Below are 24,832 nucleotides of genomic sequence, written 5' to 3'. Positions count from 1 at the left end.
ACAGGCAACCCAGACAAGGACACCGTTGAACGACTACTACGCCGAGCTCGGCGTGTCGCGGGACGCGACGGCCGAGGACATCAAGCGCGCCTACCGGCGAGCCGCCCGCAAGCTGCACCCGGACGTCAACCCCGGCCCGGAGGCGGAGGAGCAGTTCAAGAAGGTCTCCCAGGCCTACGACGTGCTCGCCGACCCCGAGAAGCGTCAGGCCTACGACATGGGTGCCGACCCGTATGCGTCGGGTGCCCCGGGCTTCGGGCAGGGCTTCTCCTTCAGCGACATCATGGACGCCTTCTTCGGTGCGGGCGCCGGCGGTGGTCCCGGCCGGGGGCCCCGCCCCCGCCAGCAGCGCGGGCAGGACGGTCTGGTCCGCCAGGACATCGACCTCGCGACGGCCGTCTTCGGCGGCGAGAGCGAGCTCGTCATCGACACGGCGGTCGTCTGCGGCACGTGTCACGGCGAAGGCTCCCAGCCGGGAACCGGCCGACGCACCTGTGACATCTGCGGTGGCCGGGGTGAGACCCAGCAGGTGCAGCGGAGCTTCCTCGGACAGGTCATGACGACCCGCCCCTGCATGGCCTGCCAGGGTCACGGCGACATCATCAGCTACCCCTGCCACGACTGCAGCGGTGACGGCCGCGTCCGCGAGCGCCGTACGATGCGCATCCGGGTGCCCGCCGGCGTGGACACCGGGACCCGGATCCAGCTCCAGGGCGAGGGTGAGGTCGGGCCGGGGGGCGGTCCTCCCGGCGACCTCTACGTCGAGGTCCGGGTCCTCCCGCACCACAGCTACACCCGGCGCGGTGACGACCTGCACGCCAGCATCATCGTGCCGATGACGGCCGCCGCCCTGGGGGCGACCCTGCCGCTCGAGACGTTCGACGGCGAGCGGATGATCGAGCTCGGCGCCGGCACCCAGCCCGGCGAGACCATCACGTTGCGGGGGCTGGGCGTCACGCACCTGCGCGGCAACGGCCGGGGCGACATCATCGTCCACGTCGACGTCCGCACCCCGACCCGGCTCGACGCGCAGCAGGAGGACCTCCTCCGGCAGCTCGCCTCGGCGCGGGGCGAGGAGCGGCCGACCGGGCGGGTTGCGCCGGCCGACACCGGTCTGTTCGGCAAGCTCCGGGACGCGTTCAAGGCCCGCTGACCCCCATGAGCCGCCCCGTCTTCGTGCTCGAGCCGGACCGGTTCGCCGCGGTCGGGTCCTCGGTGGTCCTCGCCGGGCCGGAGGGGCGTCATGCGGCGGTGGTGCGCCGGATCGGACCGGGTGAACGCGTCGACCTCGTCGACGGGAGGGGGCGCCGCGCGGTGGGCCTAGTCGAGACGGTCCACGGCGCCGAGCTGACCGTGCGGGTGGAACATGTCGAGGAGGAGCCGCTGCCGTCCCCGCGGCTGGTCCTCGTCCAGGCGCTGGCCAAGGGCGACCGGGACGACCAGGCGGTCGAGGCCGCGACCGAGCTCGGCGTCGACGCGATCGTGCCCTGGCAGGCGGCGCGCAGCATCGTCCAGTGGCGTGGGCCGCGCGGTGAGAAGGCGCGCCGCAAGTGGGTCGACCAGGTGTATGCGGCGGCCAAGCAGTCCCGACGCGCCCGCTTCCCCGACGTGGAGACACTGGTCGACACCAGCGCTCTGGTCCGCCGGACGGCCGTGGCCGACGCCACCTTCGTGCTCCACGAGGAGGCGCGCACGCCACTGGCCGGGGCGCCACTGCCCGCCGCTGGCGAGGTCCTCGTCGTGGTCGGTCCCGAGGGCGGGATCGCTCCCGAGGAGCTGGCGGCGTTGGAGGCCGCTGGCGCTGTGCCGGTCCGGTTGGGGGGCACGGTGCTGCGGAGCTCCTCCGCGGGTCCGGCGGCGCTGGCCGTCATCAGCGCCGCCGGTCGGTGGCGCCGGAGCGGGTGAGGCCACAGCGGGTGAGGCATCCCACCGTCGCAGGCCGGTCAGCGCACGGTGAACGGGATCGTGCGCTCCGCTGAGACGCTCGTGCCGTCCTTCGCGCTGAGCTCGAACACCCGGATCTGGTAGTCGCCCGCGGTGAGGTCGCCGAGCGCGATCTCGTACGTCCCTCGAGCGGGACCGCCCGCGCTCGCCTGGCCGGTGCCGGACCGAAGCACCGTGCCGTCGGTCGCATCGATCAGCTCCCACGAGAAGGCGCCCTCGAACGTCGTGGCCTCGCCGGAGACCACGACGTCAGCGCCGTCGATCACCTGGCCCCGAGTGGGGTCGTTGATCCAGATGGGGGCGAGGTCCTCGTAGTACAGGTCGGTGGACGCCGGTCGGTTGTAGTCGCGGTCGGTCGACAGCCGCCCGAAGAGCTGGTCCGATCCGTTCGAGACTACGAACCGCACCGGCACGGGCCCTTCACCGACGGCGGCCTGGGCGGTCCACACCAGTTGCTGTACGCCGATCCGGGCCGAGTCGTCGTCGACCGACGCCGGACCGGGGCCGTTCACGGTCACGGTGATCCGGTCGGTGCCTACTTCGACGTCCTCGAGGGTGACCCCGTCCCAGATGTCCAGATAGCCGTCGGTGCCCGGTGCCGACCCGCTCAGAGCCGTCTGCAGCGCCGCCCGCGCCCGCGCCTGCACCGGAGCATCACGCGTGACGCCCTCGACGTTGACCCACTCGCGGTACAGGCGGACCATCCGGAGGTCGTCACCGATCTGCGCGGCGAGGTAGACGGGGAGTGCGGCGACCGACTCGTCGGGTGTCGGCTGCTCGGTGCTCGTGGGCTCCGAGGTCGCGGTCGGCGATGCCGTCGGTTCCGGTGTCGGTTCCGTGGTCGGCTCCGCGGTTACCGAGCCGGTCGGCGTCGCGGCAGGGACGACGGGCGCGGCATCGGGGGACCCGCGGAGCAGTCCCGGGACCAGGAGAGCCACGAGGAGCAGGGCAGCGGCCGCGACCGCAGCGGCCGCCCACCAGCCGGTGCGTCGTGGGGGGCTCGCGACCGCACCGGCCTCGGTCAAGATGGACTCGAGCCGGTACCCGGGCGTGGCCCGGTGGGCATGAGCGTGGAGTGCGGCCCGCAGTCTCGCCTCGAGGTCGTGCTCGCCGTGACGCGGGGTCACGTCGTCGTCGCGCATGTCACTCTCCTCCTAGCGGGCGGCCGTTCCCGGCTCCGGAGTCGGGGATCAGCGAGCGCAGGTGCGCGAGCCCTCGGTGGGCGTGCGTCTTGACCGCCCCGCGGCTGATCCCCAGGGCGTCGGCGATCTCGGCCTCGGTCAGGTCGCCGTAGTAGCGCAGGATGAGCACCTCGCGTTGCTTCGCGGACAGTTCCCCGAGAGCCCGCAACATCTCGTCGTGCTCGGCGTGGTCGAGGGCGGTCTGCTCCGCACTCACGCCGACGTGGTCCTCGTCGGTGCGCCGCGCATACCGGTCGACGACGCCCTGGTGCCGCAGCGCGGACCGGGCGCTGTTGACCACGGTGCGCCGCACATACCCGAGAGCAGCGTGCGGGTCGCGCAGGCTGTTCCACCGTTGGTGCACGGTCACCAGGGCGTCCTGCACGATGTCCTCGGCCAGGGTCACGTCGTGGACCATCAGGTATGCGAGGCGCACCAGCGAGTGCCAGTGCGCCGCATACAGGTCGCTCACCCCGGCATCCGCCGGGCTGAGCGCTCGCGGACCGCTCACGGTGGCCATTGTCACGTGCACTGCACTCCTGAGCAGGGCAATCGGTTGACGTGTCGTGTTGACTAGGTGCCATGAGTCCCGGTCAATCGTCGGCGGACGGTCCCGCACGCGACCCGCACTGTCTGTTCTGCTCCATCGTCGAGGGCGAGGTGCCCGCGCAGGTCGTCGCCACGAGCGAGCACGCCATCGCCTTCCGCGACCTCAACCCCCAGGCCCCGACCCACGTCCTGGTCATTCCCCGCCACCACGCGGCCACCGCCGCCGAGACGGCGGCCGCCGGTGGCTTGGATGCGGTGGTCTCGCTCGCCGTGCAGGTGGCCAAGGATGAGGAGCTGGAACAGGGCTACCGGATGGTCTTCAACACCGGACCCGATGCGGGGCAGTCGGTCTTTCACACCCACCTCCACCTGCTCGGAGGACGGCAGCTCGCGTGGCCTCCGGGCTGAGAGCGATGTCCGTGCGAGGACCTAGACTGCGAGCACGATGACTGAACCCACCGCTGAGGCCAGCGACCAGACCAGCCCGGATCAGACCAGCCCGACCGGCGACGACTCCCACGCCGACCAGGATCCGCAGGGCCGGCGCCTTCCGACGCACACCGTCGTCATCCCGCCGGACGTCGAGATGGTCACTCTCCTCGGGCCGCGTGACGAGATGCTCCGCACGATGGAGCGGCTGTTCCCCCGCGTGGTCGTCCACGTGCGCGGCAACGAGATCTACCTGACCGGACCCGGGGACGAGGTGGCCCTCGTCGAGCGGCTCATCGACGAGCTGCTCGAGGTCCTCGCCGCCGGTCAGCCGATCAACCGCGACGCCGTGGAGCGTTCGGTCCACATGCTGCGCGACCAGACCCGCGAGCGTCCTGCGGAAGTGCTCACCCAGAACATCGTCTCCAACCGGGGGCGCACGATTCGGCCGAAGACGCTCGGCCAGAAACAGTACGTCGACGCCATCGACACCAACACCATCGTCTTCGGCATCGGCCCGGCGGGCACCGGCAAGACCTACCTCGCGATGGCCAAGGCCGTCGCGGCTCTGCAGGCCAAGCAGGTCAACCGGATCCTCCTGACCCGGCCGGCGGTCGAGGCGGGGGAGCGGCTGGGATTCCTCCCCGGCACGCTGACCGACAAGATCGACCCCTATCTGCGGCCGCTCTACGACGCGCTCCACGACATGATCGACCCGGAGTCGATCCCGCGCCTGATGGCCTCGGGCACGATCGAGGTCGCGCCGCTGGCGTATATGCGTGGAAGGACTCTGAACGACGCGTTCATCATCCTCGACGAGGCCCAGAACACCTCTCCCGAGCAGATGAAGATGTTCCTGACCCGCCTCGGGTTCGGCTCGAAGATGGTCGTGACGGGTGACATCACCCAGGTCGACCTCCCCGGCGGTGTCAAGAGCGGGCTGCGGGTCGTCCGCGAGATCCTCGACGGCCTCGAGGACGTCCACTTCAGCGAGCTCACCGCCCGCGACGTGGTCCGGCATCGGCTGGTCGGGGCCATCGTCGACGCTTATGGCATCTGGGATGCAAAGGAGCACTCCGGACGACACCCTGACCGCGGCTCCGACCGCAGGCGGGTGGAGCGCCGGAAGGACATCGATCCGGCATGAGCGTCGAGGTCCTCAACGAGACCGAGAGCACGGTCGACGAGCTCGAGCTCGTCGAGTGCGCCCGTTACGTCATGCGTGAGATGCACCTGCACCCGCAGACCGAGCTGTGCATCAGGCTCATCGACGAGGCGGCCATGGAGACGCTGCACGTCCAGTGGATGGACCTGCCGGGCCCGACAGACGTCATGAGCTTCCCCATGGACGAGCTCACGCCCGGACGCTCCGGCGAGGAGCCCGAGCCCGGCATGCTCGGCGATGTCGTCCTCTGCCCCTCGGTGGCCGCCGAGCAGGCCGCCAGGGCCGGACACGCACTGGAGGAGGAGGTCCTGCTGCTCACGGTCCACGGCATCCTGCACCTCCTGGGCTATGACCACGGCGAGCCCGAGGAGGAGAAGGAGATGTTCGAGCTCCAGCGCCAGCTCCTGCTCACCTTCCTCGCCACCCGCGGCCGCACCGGTGAGGGAGTCGCACCTCTACCGTTCCTCTCCGACCGGGAGGACCGCAGTGAGTGAGTCCCCTTCATATGTAGCCGGATTCGCGTGCCTCGTCGGCCGTCCGAACGCCGGCAAGTCGACACTGACGAACGCCCTGGTAGGCGAGAAGGTCGCGATCACCTCGAGCAAGCCGCAGACGACGCGACACACGATCCGGGGGATCAGGACCACGCCGACGAGCCAGCTCGTCCTCGTCGACACCCCGGGGCTCCACAAGCCGCGGACCCTCCTCGGCGAGCGACTCAACGACCTCGTCCGCGAGACGCTGCTCAATGTCGACGTCGTGGGGTTCGTCCTGCCGAGCGACCAGCGGGTCGGACCCGGTGACCAGTTCATCGCCCGCGAGCTCGCCGAGCTGCAGCTGGCCAAGAAGACCCCGGTCGTGGCCATCGCGACCAAGAGCGACCTCGTCGACCGGGGTCGGCTCGCCGAGCACCTCATCGCCATCGACCAGCTCGGTGACTGGGCGGCCATCGTGCCCTGCTCGGCGACGACGTTCGAGCAGATCGACGACGTCGCCGAGGTGCTCACCGGCTATCTGCCCCCATCGCCCGGGCCGCTCTACCCACCCGAGACGATCACCGACGAGCCGGACATCGTCATGATCGCCGAGCTCGTCCGCGAAGCGGCGCTCGAAGGCGTGCGGGACGAGCTGCCGCACAGCCTCGCCGTCGTCGTCGAGGAGATCGTCCCCCGCGAGGACCGCCCGAAGGACTCCCCGATGGTCGACGTCCGGGTCAACGTCTTCGTCGAGCGCAGCTCGCAGAAGGCCATCATCATCGGTCGTGGCGGCTCGCGGCTGAAGGAGGTGGGCGCTACGGCCCGACGAGGGATCGAGAAGCTGCTCGGCCAGCGGGTCTACCTCGACCTGCATGTCAAGGTCGCCAAGGACTGGCAGCGGGACCCCAAGCAGCTGCAACGCCTGGGGTTCTGAGCCGAGTCGGAGGCGGCGGATCCTCCCCAGCTGCGCTCATTTTGAGGGGTTTCTGATCGGTATCGGTGGGTACCGAATACAGATTCGTGCACAGCGCAAGTCGACTCTTGTGCTGGCTTTGTGTAACGGTGGAAAGGTTGTCCCACCCATCACAGACCCACTCGAGAGGATCTGCGCGTGCCTACGCCGCATACCGACGAGCCCCTGTCCGGATCGACCCGCACCGCCTCGCCACCCGACAGCGGGCGCCGCATCACGGCGCCACGGGTGTTCTGGCCGGCCCTCGGTGCACTCGTCGTCTTCCTCGCGCTGGCCTTCGCCGCGCCTGAGCAGATGGGTGAGGTGCTCAGCACCCTGAACGGCACGATCGTCGGGGATCTCGGGTGGTACTACGTGCTGCTGGTCGCGGTGTTCGTGATCTTCTCGGTATGGGTGGCGCTCTCCCCGATGGGCAACATCGTCCTGGGCCGTGACGACGAGAAGGCGGAGTTCAGCCTGAAGTCCTGGTTCGCGATGCTCTTTGCCGCAGGTATGGGTATCGGCCTGGTCTTCTGGGGAGTGGCCGAGCCACTCAACCACTTCGCCTCGCCCCCGCCGGGCACTCCGGACAACGCCGCAGCACGCGCTCGCGAGGCGATGGACACGACCTTCCTGCACTGGGGTCTGCACGCCTGGGCGATCTACGTCGTCGTCGGGCTCGCCGTCGCCTACACCGTCCACCGGCGCGGCATGCCGATCTCACTGCGCTGGACGCTGCAGCCCATCCTGGGCGACCGGGTCAAGGGCTGGGTCGGTGACGTGATCGACGTGACGGCCATCGTCGGCACGCTCTTCGGTGTCGCGACGTCCCTCGGCCTCGGCGTCTCGCAGATCGGCGCCGGCCTCAGCTTCCTCGGCGTCATCGATGAGGCGTCCGAGTGGGTGCTCGTCGCGCTCATCGCGGTCATCACGGCGATCGCCGTCGTCTCGGTCGTGACCGGGGTGGACAAGGGCATCCGCTATCTGTCGAACGTCAACATGGGCCTGGCCGGTGTCCTCGCCATCGCCGTGCTGCTGCTCGGCCCGACGGTGTTCCTGCTGAGCGACTTCGTGCAGCAGGTCGGCTCGTACGTGCAGAACTTCATCCGACTCAGCTTCCGCACCCTGCCCTTCGAGGGTGAGGCCGGTGTCGGGTGGCTGTCCGGCTGGACGACGTACTACTGGGGTTGGTGGATGAGCTGGGCGCCGTTCGTCGGCATCTTCATCGCGCGGATCTCGCGCGGGCGCACGGTGCGCGAGTTCGTGACGGGCGTGTTGCTCGTGCCGACACTGGTCACCTTCCTCTGGTTCAGCATCCTCGGCGGCTCGGCGCTCTACCGCGAGTTGTTCGGCCAGGGCGGGATGATCAACGAGGATGGCGGCGTCAACACGAGCGAAGCGCTCTTCCTGCTCCTCGACGGCCTACCCCTCGCCGGTCTGCTGTCGGTCATCGCGATCTTCCTGATCGTCGTCTTCTTCGTCACCAGCTCCGACTCCGGCTCCTTCGTCGTCGACATGCTCGCCTCCGGTGGCGTCACCGACCCGCCGGTCTGGAGCCGGATCATGTGGGGTGTGCTCGAGGGGTCCATCGCGGCCGCGCTGCTGCTCGCCGGCGGCGGCGGACTCGGCGCCCTTCAGACGATGGCGATCCTCGTCGCGGCTCCGTTCAGCATCATCATGGTGCTCATGATGATCTCGACCGCGAGGTCGCTGCTGTGGGAGCACGGGCGACACATGCGTCGACAACGCGAGCTCGAGCGCGCCGAACTGGTCTCGCACCTCGAGGAGCGGATCGGGTCCTAGCCGGCCACCGCATACACTCGCAGGCATGCGTGTAGGAGTTTTCGGAGCCACCGGACAGGTCGGTCAGGTCATGCGTGACCTGCTCGAGCAGCGGGAGTTCCCCGTGACCGGGATGCGGTACTTCGCGTCCGCTCGGTCCGCGGGGACGACCCTGCCCTGGAAGGACGGCGAGGTCACCGTCGAGGACACGGCGACCGCCGACTTCTCGGGTCTGGACATCGCGCTGTTCTCCAACGGCGGGTCGACGTCGAAGGAGTGGGCGCCCCGGGTCGCGGCCGCCGGCGCGACGGTCATCGACAACTCGAGCGCCTGGCGCAAGGACCCGCAGGTGCCGCTCGTCGTCTCGGAGGTCAACGCGGCCGACCTGGACGACATCCCCAAGGGCATCGTCGCCAACCCGAACTGCACGACGATGGCGGCCATGCCGGTGCTCGGGTCCCTGCACGCTCTGGCGGGTCTGGTGCGGTTGCACGTGGCGTCGTACCAGGCGGTGTCCGGATCCGGCGGCAAGGGTCTGGACGAGCTCGACAGTCAGCTCCGTGCGGGGTATGCGTCCGGGGATCCCAAGGACCTCGCTCGCGACGGAGGCTCGCTGACGTTGCCGCACCCGCAGGTGTATGCGGTGCCCGTGGGCTTCAACGTGGTCCCCTTGGCCGGTTCTCTCGTCGACGACGACTCGGGGGAGACCGACGAGGAGCAGAAGCTGCGCAACGAGTCGCGACGGATCCTCCACATCCCCGACCTGCGCGTCTCGGGCACGTGCGTGCGGGTGCCGGTGTTCTCCGGACACTCGCTCGCCATCCACGCCGAGTTCAGGGACGACATCTCGCCGGACGAAGCGCTCGACGCGCTGAAGAACGCTCCCGGTGTCGTCGTCACCGACGTGCCGAACCCGCTCGAGGCGACCGGGCGGGACGAGGTCTTCGTCGGGCGCGTGCGGCGGGACCAGGCCGCGCCGGAGGGCAAGGGACTGGTGCTCTTCGTCGTCGGCGACAACCTGCGCAAGGGCGCTGCACTGAACGCCGTCCAGATCGCCGAGGAGCTCGTGAAGCGGCGCAGCTAGCCCACCCTCACGTGCGAACGACGGACAGCGCCCCGGACCTCACGGTCCGGGGCGCTATCGCAGTGCGGGATCAGTTGTCGACGGTCACCAGCGTTCGGCCGAGTTCGCTCGATCCGTTGCTGTAGAGCAGGACACCGAACTCGGTGCCTGGCTCTGCGCCGGACCAGCTGTACTCCACAGTGCCGCCCTGGCCGATCGTTGCCGTTTCAGGTGCAGCCGTAACCTGCAGAGTGCCGGTGTCGGCGGGACCCGTCACCGACCACGTGTGGGCGGTGTAGTCCACCGTCTGGTTGCCAGTTGCCCAGCCGTGCACGTAGACCTGGTACACCCCCGGCGCAGGGTCGACGAGCTCGATGAGCTCGTTGGTCGCCCCTGCGCCCGAGTCGGCCACGAGCGCGCCGTCGGGACCGTAGACGTACACGTCCAGGTCCGCCTGGCCGGCCGTCGGGCCGGTGAGGTCCGACTGGTTGAGCGTCATCCGCCAGAACTCGACGCCGGTGAGGTCCACCGGGTGCACAGTCGCCCCGTTACCCACGTCCGACGGGCTGAAGACCGAGCCCGGGTCCTGACCGACGGAGCCGGCCAGTGGAGTGTCCTTGGCCAGGCCGAAGGCCTGGACCGAGAACGGCCCGGTGTAGCCGAAGTCGATCTGGGCGGATCCGGAACCCGATGCGCCGGTGTGGCTCACCGTGCCCGGTGCCTTCAGGGCGGTGCCGGCAACGGCCACCGGGATACGGGCGTCGTAGCCTGTGCCCTTCCACGTGACGGAGCCGAACCGCCACTCGCCGAGGTTCGCGCTCTGGTTCGTCACGGTCACCTCGACCGTCGCGTCCTCACCCGGCCGGAGGGTGACCCGGGCCGGCGAGACGGAAACGGCGTACCCGGCCGGGGAGTCGACGTGTGCCTTGAGGTCGAGGCGCCGAGTGGACACGTTCGTGATCGTCCGCTCGACCGTGCGGGTGCCGGCCACCTCGGCGATGCCGATCGAGGCGATGTTCAAGTTCGACGGGTCGGTGGAGAAGCCGGCGGCCTCCAGGCTCGCGCAGGTCGCCGCCGGGTTGGAGAAGATGAACGGATAGGGACCACACGCGTAGGCGAGATACTCGTTGAAGCCTGCATCGAATGCGATACCCGGGTCGAAGATCGAACCGCGCTTGCTCGGCTGGCCCGGGTCGACGTGGCCGGCGCCGAAGTCGAACGGGTCCGCCGGTGTCTTGCCGTCCTCCTTGACGACATCCTGACGCGCCGTTGTCATCACGGCGGACTTGGCGACCGCCGATGACCAGTCCGGGTGCGCCTGCTTGAGCAGCGCATAGAGGCCTGCGACGTGCGGACTCGACATCGAGGTGCCCGAGATGGACTGGAAGAGCTGGCCGGGACGGCCGGTCTCCGGGGTGGGCGTGTTGCCCGCGAGGATGTTGACTCCTGGAGCCGTGACGTCGGGCCGGATGATGTTCGGGTCACCCGGAGAGCCCACGGGACCACGCGAGGAGAAGTCGGCCATGACGTCGCCTTGCGTCTCGGCCTTCTCACCCTGGGTGAGCGATGCGGTGGCACCCTCTCCGGCGGAGTCGATGTAGGCCTTGATCGCGATGCCGTCCGAGTACGTGATGTGGACACTTGGGAGGAAGTGGTTGTCGGTGACGAGCGCCTGGGCGTCGGTCTGGTTGTACAGGATCATTCCCGCGCCACCCTGCTCCCAGACCGCCTTGCTCTTGTCGACGCGCGCGTTCTCACCGCGGGCGCAGAGCACGACGGCACCGGCGACCGAGGGTGTGAAGTCGACGTCGGTGAGACAGAGCGGGTTGCCGTGGTCCTCGGCGTCGACCAGGCGGGTGGTCGAGACCCCCTCGGTCACGGAGGCGCCGGTGAATGTCTGCGCGTTGCCGCCCTTGGGCTTGCCCTTACCCTTGCCCTTGCCCTTGCCATCGGTGGCGTCACCGCTGTCCGAGGGCGCGGCGCCTACAGTGGCCGTCGCCTCGAAAGTCCGGTTGTGCGTGCTCGCCCCGACGGTGGTCAGCCACGGCACCGCGGCCGGCGAACCGATCGTGCTCGCCCCGGGACCGGCGTTGCCCGCCGACGTCGCAACGAACACCCCGGCCTGAGCTGCGAAGAGGAAGGCGAGGTCGTCGGGGCCAAGGGCGGGGCTGGCCGACCCGATCGAGTAGTTGATGACGTCGACCCCGTCCTCCACCGCCTGGTCGATGGCGGCGGCGAGGTCGGAACTGTATCCACCGAGAGCTCCGAGACCCTTGTAGGCGATGATGCCGGCCTCGGGGGCGACGCCGCTCACGGTGCCGCGGTCGATGCCGAAGATGGCGGCCTCGACGTCGCGGTTACCGGCGGCCGTCGATGCCGTGTGGGTGCCGTGCCCGTCGGAGTCACGGGCAGAGTCGTACTCCTGGTCCGTCAGGCCGGTGAGTTCCTTGTAAGTGGCCGTCATGTCGCGCGCGCCGATGAGCTTGTTCTGGCAGGTGAACGGCTTGTCGAGCGGGTTGTGCGCTTGTGCATCCGCGTCGCCGAACTCGCATGGCACGGTCTGATCGTGCGCGGGGAGGCCGCCGGGGTCGGCGAAGGAGGGGTGCTCCGGCCAGATGCCGGAGTCGATGACCCCGACCACGACACCCTTGCCTGTGTATCCCGTAGCCCAGGCCTCCTTCTTGCCGTCGAGGCCGAGGAAGGTGGGCGAGACATCCGTCTGCTTCTGCTTGAGCACGTCCTCCTGCACCTGAGCGACTCCCTTGGCGAGGGACAGCTTCTGGGCCTCCGTCGGCGTGAGGCTCACAGCGAACGCGTTGACGGCCAGGGTGATCTGGTTGCGGGGCTCTGCCTTGATTCCGGAGGCACTGAGAGTCTCCCTCTGCTTCTTCTCCAGATGGGCGCGGTACTTCTTGACGTTGGCGGCCCGTGGGTTGATCTTCTTCCCCGGTGCCGGCTGCGTGGCCGGGATGCCGGACACCCCGCCGTCATAGGCCAGGGCGGGCTCGGCCGCCATGATGACGACGTAGGGCTTCTCCGCGCCCTCTTTGGGCGCCGCGGTGGCCGGCGCCATCGTGGCCAGCATGCCCACAGCTGTCGCGCTCGCTGCAGCCATGGCTATGGCTCGTCTGTGCATGTGTGCTCCTTCGAGATGGACGCCGGATCGGCGTCCTTGGTCTCCCGCGCTCACCCGGATCTGGATGGCACAAGAGCACACCTTGGCACGAAAATCGGCTCCCCGCGCCGAAAACGAAGAGATTTTGCCAGCCCATTACCGGCTCCTGACCTGCGGTTTTACGCTGCGTGCCCCACCTCGTGGTCCCGGGTGACCCCGGGATCGGTGAGGACCCATCGGACGAGTCCGACCGTCGGTCGACCGAGCAGACGCAACGCCAGGTCATCGGGGACCGGAGCCGTCCTCAGCCCGAGCATCGCGCGCGCCCACGGCTGCAGCGTTCGCACCGCAGCGGACGCCAACGCGTGGTAGCCGAGGTTCTCGACGCCGGAGACCGGCGGCTCGTGCAGCAGGAAGTGCGCCGCCCGCCGCGCGGCTTCTGTCACCTGCAGCTCCGGCCGGTATGCGTCGATCACCCCGTGCAGGTCGGCGACCGTGAGCGGGGGGTCGACGACGCCGAGCAGCCGCGCGACGTGGGCGGTCTGCTCGACATAGGTGTCCGCCTCCGCCGGGCTCAGCGGAGTGCGCGAGAACATCTGGAACGAGGTCAGGAACGTCTCGATCTCGGCCACGTGCACCCACATGAGCAGGTGCGGGTCGCTCGCGCGGTACTCGCGGCCGTCCGGCGCGACGCCGACGACCCGCTCGTGCATCGCCCGGACGGCGCCGATCATCCTCTCGGCGTTCTCTATCGTTCCGAAGGTCGTCTGGGCGATGAAGAACGAGGTATTGCTGACCCGTACCCACGGCTCGCTCCGGTAGTCGGAGTGCTGGTCGACCCCGGCCATCGCCAAGGGATGCAGGCTCTGCAGCAGCAATGAGCGGATCCCGCCCGGGAACATCGCGGCGTCGGCATGGACCCGCCAGATCGGGTCCGTCTCGGTGAACCAGCGTTCGCCGACAGCACCCCACACCCGACCGGCCCGCTCGGACGGGTTCTCGCCAGCGACCTTGGCGCGCAGCGCCATCCCGGCGCGACGGCGGAGGTGAGCGAGCGGCATACCCCCATCCTGTCCCGGTGTGCGGGAGACGGGAGACGCGGCAGCGACCCCGGCCCTACGCTGCCCCCATGCGCCTCGACAGTTTCCCCAGGCACCCCCTGACCTTCGGGCCGAGTCCGGTCCACCCTCTGCGTCGGCTCTCCGAGCACCTGGGCGGGGCGCAGGTGTGGGCCAAGCGGGAGGACTGCAACAGCGGTCTGGCGTTTGGCGGAAACAAGACCCGCAAGCTCGAGTACATCGTCCCCGACGTCCTCGCCTCCGGTGCCGACACTCTCGTCTCGATCGGCGGATACCAGTCCAACCACACCCGTCAGGTCGCCGCTGTCGCGGCCCACCTGGGGCTGAAGTGCCGGCTCGTCCAGGAGAAGTGGGTGCCGTGGGAGGACCCGGTGAACGACAAGGTGGGCAACCTCCTCCTGTCCCGCATCATGGGGGCCGACAGCCGCCTCGACCCGTCCGGCTTCGACATCGGCATCCGCACGTCCTGGCAGGACGCTCTCGACGAGGTCGAGGCCGGCGGGGGCAAGCCCTACGGCATCCCGGCCGGGGCCAGCGAGCACCCACTCGGCGGACTCGGCTTCGCGAACTGGGCCTTCGAGGTGGCCGAGCAGGAGAAGCAGCTCGGGGTCACCTTCGACACGATCGTCGTCTGCACCGTGACCGGCTCGACCCACGCGGGGATGATCGCCGGGTTCGCGGCGTTGGAGGACCTCACGGGAGTGCGCCGCCGCGTCCTCGGGATCGACGCCTCGGCGACCATCGAGAAGACCCGCGACCAGGTCGGTCGGATCGCCCGGAACACGGCCGAGCTCATCGGGCTCCAGCGGGATCTGCGCGACGACGAGATCACCGTCCTCGAGGGATGGGCGGGCGAGCTGTACGGCATCCCGGACGAGAGCACCATCGAGGCGATCAACCTCACCGGACGGCTTGAGGGTGTCATCATCGACCCGGTGTACGAGGGCAAGTCGATGGCCGGACTCATCGACCTCGTCCGGGATCGCGAGATCCCGTCCGACTCGACCGTTCTCTACGCGCACCTCGGCGGTCAGCCCGCCATCAACGCCTACCACCGCCTCTGGCCGGGACAGGAATGACCACCATGAGCAGCGCCCCCCGCGCCGTCGTCCGTCGGCCCTCGCCGCGCCTTGCCGACGGTCTCGTCACCCACATCGAGAAGGCGGCCGTCGACCCCGACCTCGCATTGGTCCAGTGGCGGGGGTATGTCGACGCGCTCGCCGAGGCCGGATGGGAGATCGTCGAGATGCCGGCTGCCGAGCAGTGCCCCGACTCGGTGTTCGTCGAGGACGTCCTCGTCGTCCACGACAGCCTCGCCGTCGTGACCAACCCCGGCGCCGCCGAGCGCAGGCCGGAGACCGCCGGGGTGGCCGAGTTCGCGGCCGGGCTCGGGTTGGACGTCGCGCACATCGAGGGGGCCGGCACGCTCGACGGCGGTGACGTGCTGCGGGTGGTCACCCCCGAGACGACGACGATGTATGTGGGGCTCGGCTCCCGCACGAACGGCGAGGGGGTGCGTCAGCTGGCCGAGCTGATGAAGCCGTTCGACGTCCGCGTCCAGGCCGTGCCGTGTGAGCGAGCCCTGCACCTGAAGTCGGCCGTGACCGCACTGCCCGACGGCACGGTGATCGGGTGGGACCCGGTCGTTGACGACAAGGACGCCTTCCCGAGCTACGAGGGCATGCCGGAAGAGGGTGGCGCGCACGTCATCCGGGTGGGAGAGGACCATCTGGTCATGGCGACGAGCGCCCCGCGGTCTGCTGACCTCCTGCGCGACCGCGGCTACACGGTGACCGCCGTCGACATCTCCGAGTTCGAGAAGCTCGAGGGCTGCGTCACCTGTCTGTCGGTCCGGATCCGCTGACGCCCCTTGCGGCCGACATCGCTTGGCGAGCCGGGCGCGTTGGCGAGCCGCGCATACGACACCCGTCGGTCGAACCTGCCGGACCGTGCGCCGTTTCGGTCCTATGTGGGGGAAGTGGCGCGAATGACCAGAGTGCGGACCCGGGGTGCCCCGAGGGTTGACCCACACGGCATACTGGTCGGCATGGGTCACACCCTCCTCCTTCGTCGCCGCGACGGGGCCTGAATCGGCCGTCCTCGTCGCGGAGTTCGCGTGCAGGCTGAGCACCTCCCGACGAGAGACGAAGAGAGTCCGAGATGATCCACACCCAACAGCCCTCCGGGATGCCGATCGGCAAGTACGTCCCGTTCCAGGACCAGATCGAGGTCCACCTGCCTGACCGCACCTGGCCCGACCAGGTGATGACCAAGGCGCCGCGCTGGTGCGCGGTCGACCTGCGGGACGGCAACCAGGCGCTCATCGACCCGATGGACTCCGAGCGCAAGATGCGGATGTTCAAGCTCCTGGTCCGGATGGGCTACAAGGAGATCGAGGTCGGCTTCCCCAGCGCCAGCCAGACCGACTTCGACTTCTGCCGTGAGCTCATCGAGGGCGGCCATATCCCCGACGACGTGACGATCCAGGTGCTGACCCAGTGCCGCGATCACCTCATCGAGCGGACCTTCGATGCGATCGCCGGCTCCAAGCAGGCCATCGTCCACTTCTACAACTCGACCTCGGTCCTCCAGCGGCGCGTCGTCTTCGGCATGGACCAGGACGGCATCGTCGACATCGCCCTGCAGGGGGCCCGGCTCTGCCGGAAGCTCGAGGAGACCATCCCCGACACGACGGTCTACTACGAGTACTCGCCCGAGTCCTATACCGGCACCGAGCTCGAGTTCGCGGCCCGGATCTGCAATGAGGTCATCGAGGTCATCGACCCCACGCCGGACCACAAGATGATCATCAACCTGCCCGCCACCGTCGAGATGGCCACGCCGAACGTCTATGCCGACAGCATCGAGTGGATGATCCGCCACCTGGACCGCCGCGAGTCCATCGTCGTCTCGCTGCACCCGCACAACGACCGCGGCGAGGGCGTCGCCGCTGCCGAGCTGGGCCGCCTCGCGGGTGCGGACCGCATCGAGGGCTGCCTGTTCGGTAATGGCGAGCGGACCGGCAACGTCTGCCTCGTCACCTTGGGCATGAACCTCTTCAGCCAGGGCATCGACCCCGAGATCGACTTCTCCGACATGGCCGAGATCCGGCGCACCGTCGAGTACTGCAACCAGCTGCCCGTCCACGAGCGGCACCCGTGGGGCGGAGACCTCGTCTACACGGCCTTCTCCGGCTCCCACCAGGACGCCATCAAGAAGGGCTTCGACGACATGGACAAGCGCACCGCCGCGGCCGGCGTCGGGGTGGACGCCATCGACTGGGGCGTGCCCTACCTGCCGATCGACCCGCACGACATCGGGCGCTCCTACGAGGCCGTCGTCCGGGTCAACAGCCAGTCCGGCAAGGGTGGAGTGTCCTACCTGCTCAAGTCCGAGCACGGTCTGGACCTGCCGCGCCGTCTCCAGATCGAGTTCAGCCACGTCGTCCAGCGCGAGACGGACAGCCACGGCGGCGAGATGACCGCCGAGCAGATCTGGCAGTTGTTCTCCGACGAGTACCTCCACTCGGCCGAGGAGGGACACCGTTGGGGACGGTTCTTCCCGGTTCGCTCGACCATCACGAGCACCGACGACGGGCACGACGTCATCGAGTCGATCATCCGCGACAACGGGCGCGAGGTGACCATCGTCGGTCGAGGCAACGGGCCGATCGCGGCGTTCATCAACGCGCTCGAGCCGCTCGGCGTCGACGTCCGGGTGCTCGACTACGCCGAGCACGCACTGTCCGCGGGAGGCGACGCTCGAGCGGCCGCCTACGTCGAGTGTGCGGTCGGCGAGCGGGTGCTCTGGGGAGTCGGTCTGCATGAGTCGATCGTCAAGGCGTCGTTGCGGGCGATCATGTCGGCCCTGAACCGGAACGAGCGCGATGCCGAGGCCGCGGGCGCCACCGTGCACGTCCCGGGGCCGGCGATGGCCATGTGACTCGCGGGTCACAAACGCCCGGTCGGTGAGACTCCCTGTGCAACAGTGGGGTCGTGAGCTCAGCGACGAACGCACGCAGCAATGATGCTGCGGGCGACGACGTGCCGTTCCATCTCCAGGGACTCGGCGAGATCCCCTCGACCGCGCTCTACGTCACCGAGCCGTTCCGTGGGCTGGCCGATGCTGCGCTTCTCCCGCTCGCGCGACCACTGCTGCGCAACGCGCCTACGGGCGACGGCCATGGCGTGCTCGTGCTGCCGGGGCTGCTCGCCTCGGACCGGAGCACAGCGCCACTGCGTGGATTCCTGCGGGAGAAGGGCTACTACGTGCGGGGGTGGCGGCTGGGTCGCAACCTCGGGCCGAGCGAGGCGACGCTGGAGGGGATCCCGCAGGCCGCACGCGACCTCGTCGAGCGCACCGAAGGACCGATCAGCGTCATCGGATGGTCCCTCGGCGGCATCTATGCCCGTCACCTCGCGATGAAGCACCCACACCTCGTGCGTCAGGTCATCACGCTGGGTTCGCCGTTCGGCGTCGCCCATGGACACCGGACCCGGGCCGACTCGGCGTTCGAACGGCTCCGGATCATCCATGCCCGTCCGCGTCTGGCGCCCGACCGCGAACGACTTGCCGACGCTCTCACCGTGCCCTCGACCTCGGTGTACTCCCGAATGGACGGCGTCGTGCCGTGGAGGGCCTGTATCGCTGAGGACACCGAGCTGCATCAGAACGTCGAGGTGCGGTGCAGCCACCTCGGCTTCGGCTTCGACCCGGCCACGATCTGGTGCGTCGCGGATCGACTGGCCCAGCCGGCCGACGACTGGCACCGCTTCGAGCCGCCGAGGCGCGCAAGACGGCTCTACCGCTACGTCGGCTGACGATCGCCCCTGCGTGGTGCGTCGAGCGGGGGAGCGCCAGAGCGGACGGAGGGACCGGCGACCCGCACTGGACTAGGGTGCTGTGACATGCGACGACTGTCCGGACTCGATGCCGCGTTCCTCGCCCTCGAGACGCCCAGCTCCACCGGTCATGTCGGCGGTGTGTCGATCGTCGACCCGTCGACAACCGATCAGGAGCTCGACCTGGAGCGGCTGATCTCCATCATGGAGCCGCGCCTGGCACTTGTCCCGGTGCTCCGCCAGCGCCTCGTCGACGTCCCGCTCGGTCTGGACCAACCGGTCTGGATCGACGACGAGCACTTCGACGTCGAGTACCACATCCGTGAGCTGGCCCTCCCCAAGCCAGGCAGTGACGCGCAGCTCGCGGAACAGGTGGCGCGCATACACTCTCGCCCCCTTGACCGGGCCAAGCCGCTCTGGGAGACGTACCTCATCACCGGCCTGCGCAAGGGTCGCATGGCCATCTACACCAAGGTCCACCACGCTGCGATCGACGGAGTCTCGGGCACCGAGCTGCTCACCCTGCTCTTCGACCTGACTCCCGAGCCGCGCGAGATGCCGCCGGCGGACTTCACCCCACGGCCGGCGCCCAGCAATCTGCGCCTGGGCCGTGATGCTCTCGTCAAGCTGGCGATGCGCCCGTTCGAGGTGACGAAGCTCGTGACCGACGCGGTGCTCGCGGTTCCGTCCCTGACGCCGGTCTTCAAGCCGTACGTCAAGGCGGCCCTGCGCCGCGGGACCCCGGGCAACGACGGAGACGTCATCGACGTGGTCTCGACCCTGCCGCCGCCGACGCCCCTCAACGGCGCGATCACACCGCACCGCAAGTTCTCCTTCCGGACCCTCAGCCTCGACGAGGTCAAGGAGGTCAAGAACACCTTCGGCTGCTCCGTCAACGATGTCGTCATGTCGATCTGTGCGGCGGCGCTGCGACGGTGGCTGCTCGAGCATCACGCCCTCCCGGAGCGGCCACTCGTGTCGATGATGCCGGTGAGCATCCGCACCCAGGATGACCGCGCCGGGGACGGCAACAAAGTCTCGGCGATGCTCGTCGCGATCCCCACCCATCTCGAGGACCCCGTGGAGCGTCTCGCCGCGACGCGAGCCGTGACGTCAGCCGCGAAGCAGAACCAGGCCTTCATCCCCCAAGGCCTGGTCGACGACGTCGTCGACTTCGCCCCGCCGGCCCTGGCCGCCCGAGCCGCCAAGGTCTACTTCGCCTCACACGTGTTCGACCGGATCCCACCCTTCAACGTCGTCATCTCCAACGTGCCCGGTCCACCGGTTCCGGTCTACGCCGCGGGTGCGCAGCTGATCGCGCACTATCCCGTCTCCGTGGTCACCGACGGCCTCGGTCTCAACATGACCGTGATCAGCTACCTCGGCGGTCTGCACTTCGGTCTGGTCGCGGCCCGCGAGCGCGTTCCCGACGTCGACCGCATCAACGACTGGCTCGAGGAGGAGCTGGCAACGCTGCTCTCGCTCGCTCGCGAGGAGCAGAAGCGGCACGCCGCCGAGGAGGCTGCCGCACGCAAGCGCACCGCGCGCAAGCGGCCGCCACGCCCGGCCCGGGCGACGGCCACAACGCAACGCTGAGAGCGACCGCTCCCGGACGCGAACTCGGCGGTCGGCGGCGCGGACGGCGCGGAGCACGTGACCAAAGGAACGCCTTGACCTCTTGACCGGCCATACCGCCCGCGCTTCTCTGGGAGAGCGGCTCGACGACCGCGTCGGGCCGCCGGCTCCGAGACCACGGGGCCGCTTCGACCGAGTCACCCAAGGACGTGTGATGAAGGCATTGGTGTACCACGGACCCGGCAACAAGGCATGGGAGGAGGTACCGGATCCACAGGTGCAGGCGCCGACCGATGCGATCGTCCGAATCGAGATGACCACGATCTGCGGGACGGACCTGCACATTCTCAAAGGCGACGTCCCAGCCGTCACCGACGGACGGATCCTCGGCCACGAGGGGGTGGGCGTCGTCACCGAGGTCGGACCCGAGTGCACCAAGGTCGCGGTCGGCGACCGGGTCATCATCTCGTGCATCACGAAGTGCATGGAGTGCGAGTACTGCACCCGCGGCCTGACCTCCCACTGCCAGAAGGTCGGCGGCATCGGCTGGATCTTCGGCCACCTCATCGACGGCACCCAGGCCGAACTGGTCCGCGTGCCCTACGCCGACAACGGACTCATCCCGCTGCCCGAGGGCGTCACCGCGGAGCAGGGGGTCATGCTCAGCGACATCCTGCCGACCGGGTTCGAGATCGGCGTCCAGTACGGCCAGGTCGGTGCGGGAGACGTCGTCGCCGTGGTCGGGGCCGGTCCCGTGGGGCTGGCCGCCATCATGACCGCCACGGCCACCGGCGCGACCGTCATCGCCGTCGACGGCAACACGTTCCGCCTCCAGGAGGCGCGCTCCTTCGGTGCCGACGACACGATCGACATCGGCGCCACCGACGATGTCGTCGGTGAGCTGAAGAAGCGTAGCCGGTACGGCCTCGGGGTCGACGTCGCGATCGAGGCGGTGGGGCTCCCGGCGACCTTCACCACCTGTCTGGACGCGATCCGTCCCGGAGGGCGGGTCGCGAATGTCGGTGTCCACGGTGCGCCGGTGCAGTTCCCCATCGAGCGGGACTGGATCAACAACATCACCGTCACCACCGGCCTCGTCAATGCGACCACTGCTCCGCAGCTGCTCGACCAGATCACGGAGGGCCGGATCCAACCGGAGAAGTTCGTCACCCACCGGTTCCGGCTCGACGAGATCATCGACGCGTATGACACGTTCTCGCGGGCCGCCGATGAGAACGCCATGAAGGTGATCATGACGGCGTAGTTCACCGCGTGTCCCGGTCGAGTCGATCAGCGAAGACCGGCCCTGCCTCGCCCGTCAGCGCACGCCGGCGACACGGAACTGGATCGAGATCCTCGGTCCGACGCGCTCGGCCGTCTTGGGGACGGCGTGCTCCCACTCGCGTTGGCACGCGCCGCCCATGACGACCAGATCACCATGGCCCAGACCGATCCGGTATGCGGTGCGTCCGCCGTTCGGTCGCAGCGCCAAAGTGCGGGGCGAGCCGACCGAGAGGATCGCGACCATCGTGTTCTCCCGTCGGCTGCGGCCGATCCGGTCACCGTGCCAGGCGACCGAGTCCGCCCCCGTCCGGTAGTAGCACAGCCCCGCGGAGACGAACGGCTCTCCGAGCTCGTCCGCGTAGTGCCGACTCAGAAGCTCGCGGGCGCTCTCGATCACCGGGTGGGGGAGCGGGTCGCCGGAGCCGTAGAACGTGGTCAGTCGCGGGACGTCCACGACACGGTCGTACATCTGTCGTCGCTCCGCGTGCCACGGAACCCCCCGGACGAGGGCCTCGAAGAGAACGTCGGGTGCGGAGAGCCAGCCCGGCCGGACATCCACCCAGGAGCGATCATCGAGGCGGACGCGCGACATGCCGTCACCGACCGCACGCAGAGCCGGCACGTTGTGAGTGGCTGAGTGGGCAGCGCTGTCGAAGAGCGAACCCTGCAGGACAAGGGTCATGCGACGACGCTACCACAGCGATCGAACACACGTTCGGTTAACCGTGGAGCGCTGGCGGGTGACGGGACGGAACCATCCTCACGCCACCCGGGACTCGGATCGAAGACGCGCAGCTGCGCGTCATATGCGGCCGGTCTCGTGGGCCCACATGGCGAGCTCTACCCGGTTTCGCGCACCGAGCTTCCTCATGAGGCTGGCGAGGTGCGCCTTGACGGTGCTGGTGCTGATGTGCAGGTCGATGGCGATCTCGCTGTTCGTGCGGCCGAGCGCCACGGGGACGAGGACTTCTTCCTCGCGTGCGGTCAGCGGCTCGATCGGCTTCCGGGCGGTTTCCGTCGTCGACCGCGCGAACGCTGCGAGCAGTCGGACGGTCACGGTGGGTGCGATCAGGGCTTCGCCGTCGGCTGCCGCGTGGATGGCCTGGCTCAGCAGGGCGGGTCCGGCGTCCTTGAGCAGAAACCCGCGCGCGCCGGCCTTGAGCGCACCGTGGACGTACTCGTCCAGGTCGAAGGTGGTGATCACGACGATCGGCAAGGGGTCAGGGACATCGGGGCCTGCGAGTCGACGGGTGGCTTCGATGCCGTCCATCAGCGGCATCCTGACGTCGAAGAGGCCGACGTCGGGTCTCAGCTCACGCGCCAGGCGCACTGCCTCGCGCCCGTCGCCCGCCGTGCCGATGACGTCGATCTCCGGTTGGGCATCGAGGAGCATCGTCAGTCCGGTGCGCACGATCGGCTGGTCGTCGGCGATGAGGACCTTGATGCTCATCGCAGCGTTCCCGTTCGGGGAAGGCTCGCGTCCACGCGCCACCCTCGGTCGGCGCCGGGGCCCGCGTGGAAGGTGCCGCCGAGAAGCAGAGCGCGCTCCCGCATACCTATCAGGCCATAGCCTGCTGTGCCGCGGCCGGTGGCGGGGGCGCCGTCGTCGATGACCGTCAGTCGTATGCGGTCGGAGTCTCCCGCGACGCCCACGGTGACCCGGGTCGCGTCTCTGGCATGACGCCTGGCGTTGGTGATGGACTCCTGGGCGAGCCGGTAGACCGCGGTGCCGACCGCAGGCGGGAGGTTGTCGAGCTCGCCGGAGAGCACCACCTCCACGAGGGGAGACTGCCGGCCGTCGGTGGCAAGCTGCTCGACCTCTGCCAGCCCCGGCTGAGGTGCGAACTGAGTGTCGAGTGGGGCGCGCATCACGCCGACCATGTGGCGCAGCTCGGTGAGGGTTCTGGTCGCCGCGTCCTCGATGGTGGCCAGGGCCTCGGCGGCCCGTTCGGGATCCGCGCCCGCGATGGCCCGACCGGCTTGGGCCTGGATGGCGATGCCCGACACATGATGCGCGACGGTGTCGTGAAGCTCGCGCGCGAGCTGTTCGCGCTCACGGGCCTTCGCTTGCTCGATGTCTCGGATGCGAACCCTCGCGCGGTAGCGGGTCGCGGCGCCCAGCGTTGCGGCGAACGAGAAGAACGCGTAGCCCCCGACCGTCTCGGCCACGCTGGTCGACTCGACCACCAGAGTCATCGACAACCAGACCAGGATCAGGATGAGGCCGTATGTGGCCTCCCGACCGGAGCCCCACCGGAAGAGCGAGTAGGTCAGGACCAGGGTCGCCGAAACACCGACCGGCAGCGGGCCCTCCGATCCAGAGACGACTCTGACGATGTCGATCACCGTCAACGTTCCGAATGCGACCGCGACCGCGAGGAGCGGGTGCGTGCGTCGCCAGGGCAAGGGGACGACGGACGCGAGGGTGGCGAGGAGCAGCAGCGGTATCGGCGCCATATCCTCGCGAAGCACCGCTTCGCCGAAGGACCAGCAGATGAGTCCCGCGACGACGGCCCAGTCCCGGGGCAGAGGGCCGGCGGGGTTCGCAGGTCGTGGTTCGGCCCACAGCGAGCCGAGCGCTTCGGGGACCATGCGGTCAGCCTAGGCACCGCGCGTGGTCGGCGTATCCGCCGAAAGTACACCGGGACGACTCGGCCAACGGCCAGGTCGGTTCAGGCTCCACGGCTGATGTGTCGGGCGCCGACCTCCGTGATCGTGGAAGCACCTACCCGATCAACCAAGGAGCTTCGTCATGACAGCGCCTCAGTCCCGCACCACCCCCGAGCCGCCGGTTCCTAGCGCGCTGGAAGACCGGCCTGTGCCCGTGCAGGCCAAACTGGCAGCGGCGTGGACCAGCTTCATGTTCCTCTACATCTACGTCGACTACCTCGCGCTGTACAAGCCCGGCTTCCTGGACGAGATCCTGGCGGGCATCGTCCATGAGTTCGACACCGGCCCGACCTTCATCGCCCTCGCGCTCACGCTCATGGCCATCCCGATCCTCATGATCTGGCTGTCCATGCTGCTGCCGGCGCGCGCGAACCGGCCGATGAACCTCGTCGTGGCATCGCTGTACATTCCGGTCTCCATGTACAACGCCACTGGGGAGTCCTGGGCCTACTCCTACTTCTACGGCCTGTCGATCGGACTCGAGGTTCTGCTCCTGGCCTTCATCCTGCGAACCGCCTGGATCTGGCCACGACGCGGCACATCTGCGGCGATCATGCCTTCGAGTTCGGAGAGCGAGCCTTTCCGCACCGTGCGCCAGGCGTGACTGCTCACCCCAGGGTCGAACCATCCGTCGCCTGCGCCAGCCGGCTGGACCTGGCTCCACTGCGTCCACCGGAAGATCGCCCCGTTCACGCGACGCATCAAGGTCGCCCGAAATGGCCCCGAG

At 69.1% G+C, this 24,832-nt stretch carries 22 protein-coding genes; 15 read left to right on the top strand and 7 right to left on the bottom strand.

The window, feature by feature from the left end; genetic code table 11:
• The first annotated feature begins 25 nt into the window (after nucleotides 1–25).
• Entirely contained in the window at nucleotides 26–1,153 is a 1,128-nt protein-coding gene (gene dnaJ, locus GA707_RS09245) for a molecular chaperone DnaJ (RefSeq protein ID WP_152178122.1), read from the top strand.
• 5 nt (nucleotides 1,154–1,158) lie between these two features.
• Nucleotides 1,159–1,905 (top strand): 16S rRNA (uracil(1498)-N(3))-methyltransferase, encoded by a 747-nt coding sequence (locus GA707_RS09240; protein ID WP_152178121.1) that lies wholly within the window; start codon nucleotides 1,159–1,161, stop codon nucleotides 1,903–1,905.
• A 38-nt stretch (nucleotides 1,906–1,943) separates the two neighbouring features.
• On the opposite strand, the gene GA707_RS09235 is transcribed toward GA707_RS09240, so the two are convergent.
• Nucleotides 1,944–3,086: a Gmad2 immunoglobulin-like domain-containing protein gene (locus tag GA707_RS09235; RefSeq protein WP_152178120.1), complete on the bottom strand. Its 1,143-nt coding sequence runs from the start codon at nucleotides 3,084–3,086 to the stop codon at nucleotides 1,944–1,946.
• Nucleotide 3,087: 1 nt separating this feature from the next.
• Nucleotides 3,088–3,636 carry a SigE family RNA polymerase sigma factor gene (locus GA707_RS09230; RefSeq protein ID WP_226963662.1) on the bottom strand — a complete coding sequence of 183 codons (549 nt, stop codon included), beginning with the start codon at nucleotides 3,634–3,636 and terminating at the stop codon, nucleotides 3,088–3,090.
• 71 nt (nucleotides 3,637–3,707) lie between these two features.
• Here GA707_RS09230 and GA707_RS09225 point away from each other — a divergent pair, with 71 nt between their 5' ends.
• The 6 genes from GA707_RS09225 (at nucleotide 3,708) to GA707_RS09200 (ending at nucleotide 9,562) form a co-directional block, all read left to right on the top strand.
• Nucleotides 3,708–4,082: an HIT domain-containing protein gene (locus GA707_RS09225; protein WP_152178119.1), complete on the top strand. Its 375-nt coding sequence runs from the start codon at nucleotides 3,708–3,710 to the stop codon at nucleotides 4,080–4,082.
• Between the two features lie 37 nt (nucleotides 4,083–4,119).
• Complete coding sequence (locus tag GA707_RS09220; protein WP_152178118.1) at nucleotides 4,120–5,250, top strand: PhoH family protein; 1,131 nt, start codon at nucleotides 4,120–4,122, stop codon at nucleotides 5,248–5,250.
• The gene (ybeY, locus tag GA707_RS09215; RefSeq protein ID WP_193315249.1) at nucleotides 5,247–5,762 is read left to right on the top strand and encodes an rRNA maturation RNase YbeY; all 516 of its coding nucleotides are present in this window, start codon (nucleotides 5,247–5,249) and stop codon (nucleotides 5,760–5,762) included. Before GA707_RS09220 ends, ybeY begins: the two co-directional genes overlap by 4 nt.
• Nucleotides 5,755–6,678: a GTPase Era gene (gene era, locus GA707_RS09210; protein ID WP_193315268.1), complete on the top strand. Its 924-nt coding sequence runs from the start codon at nucleotides 5,755–5,757 to the stop codon at nucleotides 6,676–6,678. The genes ybeY and era overlap by 8 nt, the downstream gene beginning before the upstream one ends.
• Nucleotides 6,679–6,855: 177 nt before the next feature.
• Nucleotides 6,856–8,499 carry a BCCT family transporter gene (locus GA707_RS09205; protein WP_226963661.1) on the top strand — a complete coding sequence of 548 codons (1,644 nt, stop codon included), beginning with the start codon at nucleotides 6,856–6,858 and terminating at the stop codon, nucleotides 8,497–8,499.
• Between the two features lie 25 nt (nucleotides 8,500–8,524).
• Nucleotides 8,525–9,562 carry an aspartate-semialdehyde dehydrogenase gene (locus tag GA707_RS09200; protein ID WP_152178116.1) on the top strand — a complete coding sequence of 346 codons (1,038 nt, stop codon included), beginning with the start codon at nucleotides 8,525–8,527 and terminating at the stop codon, nucleotides 9,560–9,562.
• Between the two features lie 70 nt (nucleotides 9,563–9,632).
• Here GA707_RS09200 and GA707_RS21610 read toward each other — a convergent pair whose 3' ends face one another.
• Together GA707_RS21610 and GA707_RS09190 are read right to left on the bottom strand one after the other, a co-directional pair.
• Nucleotides 9,633–12,677, bottom strand: a complete 3,045-nt coding sequence (locus GA707_RS21610) for a S8 family serine peptidase (RefSeq protein WP_152178115.1) — start codon at nucleotides 12,675–12,677, stop codon at nucleotides 9,633–9,635.
• A 158-nt stretch (nucleotides 12,678–12,835) separates the two neighbouring features.
• Complete coding sequence (locus tag GA707_RS09190) at nucleotides 12,836–13,717, bottom strand: oxygenase MpaB family protein (RefSeq protein ID WP_152178114.1); 882 nt, start codon at nucleotides 13,715–13,717, stop codon at nucleotides 12,836–12,838.
• Between the two features lie 68 nt (nucleotides 13,718–13,785).
• Between GA707_RS09190 and GA707_RS09185 the strand changes: the two genes are divergently transcribed.
• The 6 genes from GA707_RS09185 to GA707_RS09160 all read left to right on the top strand — a co-directional run bounded on the left by GA707_RS09185 (nucleotide 13,786) and on the right by GA707_RS09160 (nucleotide 21,415).
• On the top strand, nucleotides 13,786–14,814 hold the full coding sequence (locus GA707_RS09185) for a 1-aminocyclopropane-1-carboxylate deaminase (RefSeq protein WP_152178113.1): 1,029 nt from the start codon (nucleotides 13,786–13,788) through the stop codon (nucleotides 14,812–14,814).
• Nucleotides 14,815–14,819: 5 nt separating this feature from the next.
• Nucleotides 14,820–15,599, top strand: coding sequence for a dimethylargininase (gene ddaH, locus GA707_RS09180; RefSeq protein ID WP_152178112.1), 780 nt, complete (start codon nucleotides 14,820–14,822; stop codon nucleotides 15,597–15,599).
• Between the two features lie 296 nt (nucleotides 15,600–15,895).
• The gene (gene leuA, locus GA707_RS09175) at nucleotides 15,896–17,677 is read left to right on the top strand and encodes a 2-isopropylmalate synthase (RefSeq protein ID WP_152178111.1); all 1,782 of its coding nucleotides are present in this window, start codon (nucleotides 15,896–15,898) and stop codon (nucleotides 17,675–17,677) included.
• Nucleotides 17,678–17,730: 53 nt separating this feature from the next.
• Entirely contained in the window at nucleotides 17,731–18,555 is an 825-nt protein-coding gene (locus GA707_RS09170; protein WP_152178110.1) for an alpha/beta hydrolase, read from the top strand.
• 87 nt (nucleotides 18,556–18,642) lie between these two features.
• On the top strand, nucleotides 18,643–20,172 hold the full coding sequence (locus GA707_RS09165) for a wax ester/triacylglycerol synthase family O-acyltransferase (protein WP_152178109.1): 1,530 nt from the start codon (nucleotides 18,643–18,645) through the stop codon (nucleotides 20,170–20,172).
• Nucleotides 20,173–20,365: 193 nt separating this feature from the next.
• On the top strand, nucleotides 20,366–21,415 hold the full coding sequence (locus tag GA707_RS09160) for an alcohol dehydrogenase catalytic domain-containing protein (RefSeq protein WP_152178108.1): 1,050 nt from the start codon (nucleotides 20,366–20,368) through the stop codon (nucleotides 21,413–21,415).
• Nucleotides 21,416–21,469: 54 nt separating this feature from the next.
• On the opposite strand, the gene GA707_RS09155 is transcribed toward GA707_RS09160, so the two are convergent.
• From GA707_RS09155 to GA707_RS09145, 3 genes are all read right to left on the bottom strand, one after another.
• Complete coding sequence (locus GA707_RS09155) at nucleotides 21,470–22,117, bottom strand: alpha-ketoglutarate-dependent dioxygenase AlkB (RefSeq protein ID WP_152178107.1); 648 nt, start codon at nucleotides 22,115–22,117, stop codon at nucleotides 21,470–21,472.
• A 120-nt stretch (nucleotides 22,118–22,237) separates the two neighbouring features.
• Complete coding sequence (locus tag GA707_RS09150; RefSeq protein WP_152178106.1) at nucleotides 22,238–22,885, bottom strand: response regulator transcription factor; 648 nt, start codon at nucleotides 22,883–22,885, stop codon at nucleotides 22,238–22,240.
• Nucleotides 22,882–24,027 carry a sensor histidine kinase gene (locus GA707_RS09145; protein ID WP_152178105.1) on the bottom strand — a complete coding sequence of 382 codons (1,146 nt, stop codon included), beginning with the start codon at nucleotides 24,025–24,027 and terminating at the stop codon, nucleotides 22,882–22,884. Before GA707_RS09145 ends, GA707_RS09150 begins: the two co-directional genes overlap by 4 nt.
• A 160-nt stretch (nucleotides 24,028–24,187) precedes the next feature.
• On the opposite strand from GA707_RS09145, the gene GA707_RS09140 reads away from it, so the two are divergent.
• Complete coding sequence (locus GA707_RS09140) at nucleotides 24,188–24,709, top strand: DUF6326 family protein (RefSeq protein WP_152178104.1); 522 nt, start codon at nucleotides 24,188–24,190, stop codon at nucleotides 24,707–24,709.
• The last annotated feature ends 123 nt before the right edge of the window (nucleotides 24,710–24,832 follow it).

The sequence above is a fragment of the Nostocoides sp. F2B08 genome (assembly GCF_009184895.1).
Lineage (GTDB): Bacteria > Actinomycetota > Actinomycetes > Actinomycetales > Dermatophilaceae > F2B08.
This window is presented reverse-complemented; position numbering and strand designations above follow the sequence as displayed.

Coding starts and splice junctions, on each gene's coding strand:
- GA707_RS09240 (WP_152178121.1), top strand. CDS start 1,159: ATGAGCCGCCCCGTCTTCGTGCTCGAGCCGGACCGGTTCGCCGCGGTC.
- GA707_RS09235 (WP_152178120.1), bottom strand. CDS start 3,086: ATGCGCGACGACGACGTGACCCCGCGTCACGGCGAGCACGACCTCGAG.
- GA707_RS09225 (WP_152178119.1), top strand. CDS start 3,708: ATGAGTCCCGGTCAATCGTCGGCGGACGGTCCCGCACGCGACCCGCAC.
- GA707_RS09220 (WP_152178118.1), top strand. CDS start 4,120: ATGACTGAACCCACCGCTGAGGCCAGCGACCAGACCAGCCCGGATCAG.
- ybeY (WP_193315249.1), top strand. CDS start 5,247: ATGAGCGTCGAGGTCCTCAACGAGACCGAGAGCACGGTCGACGAGCTC.
- GA707_RS09200 (WP_152178116.1), top strand. CDS start 8,525: ATGCGTGTAGGAGTTTTCGGAGCCACCGGACAGGTCGGTCAGGTCATG.
- GA707_RS21610 (WP_152178115.1), bottom strand. CDS start 12,677: ATGCACAGACGAGCCATAGCCATGGCTGCAGCGAGCGCGACAGCTGTG.
- GA707_RS09190 (WP_152178114.1), bottom strand. CDS start 13,717: ATGCCGCTCGCTCACCTCCGCCGTCGCGCCGGGATGGCGCTGCGCGCC.
- GA707_RS09185 (WP_152178113.1), top strand. CDS start 13,786: ATGCGCCTCGACAGTTTCCCCAGGCACCCCCTGACCTTCGGGCCGAGT.
- ddaH (WP_152178112.1), top strand. CDS start 14,820: ATGAGCAGCGCCCCCCGCGCCGTCGTCCGTCGGCCCTCGCCGCGCCTT.
- leuA (WP_152178111.1), top strand. CDS start 15,896: ATGATCCACACCCAACAGCCCTCCGGGATGCCGATCGGCAAGTACGTC.
- GA707_RS09165 (WP_152178109.1), top strand. CDS start 18,643: ATGCGACGACTGTCCGGACTCGATGCCGCGTTCCTCGCCCTCGAGACG.
- GA707_RS09160 (WP_152178108.1), top strand. CDS start 20,366: ATGAAGGCATTGGTGTACCACGGACCCGGCAACAAGGCATGGGAGGAG.
- GA707_RS09155 (WP_152178107.1), bottom strand. CDS start 22,117: ATGACCCTTGTCCTGCAGGGTTCGCTCTTCGACAGCGCTGCCCACTCA.
- GA707_RS09150 (WP_152178106.1), bottom strand. CDS start 22,885: ATGAGCATCAAGGTCCTCATCGCCGACGACCAGCCGATCGTGCGCACC.
- GA707_RS09145 (WP_152178105.1), bottom strand. CDS start 24,027: ATGGTCCCCGAAGCGCTCGGCTCGCTGTGGGCCGAACCACGACCTGCG.
- GA707_RS09140 (WP_152178104.1), top strand. CDS start 24,188: ATGACAGCGCCTCAGTCCCGCACCACCCCCGAGCCGCCGGTTCCTAGC.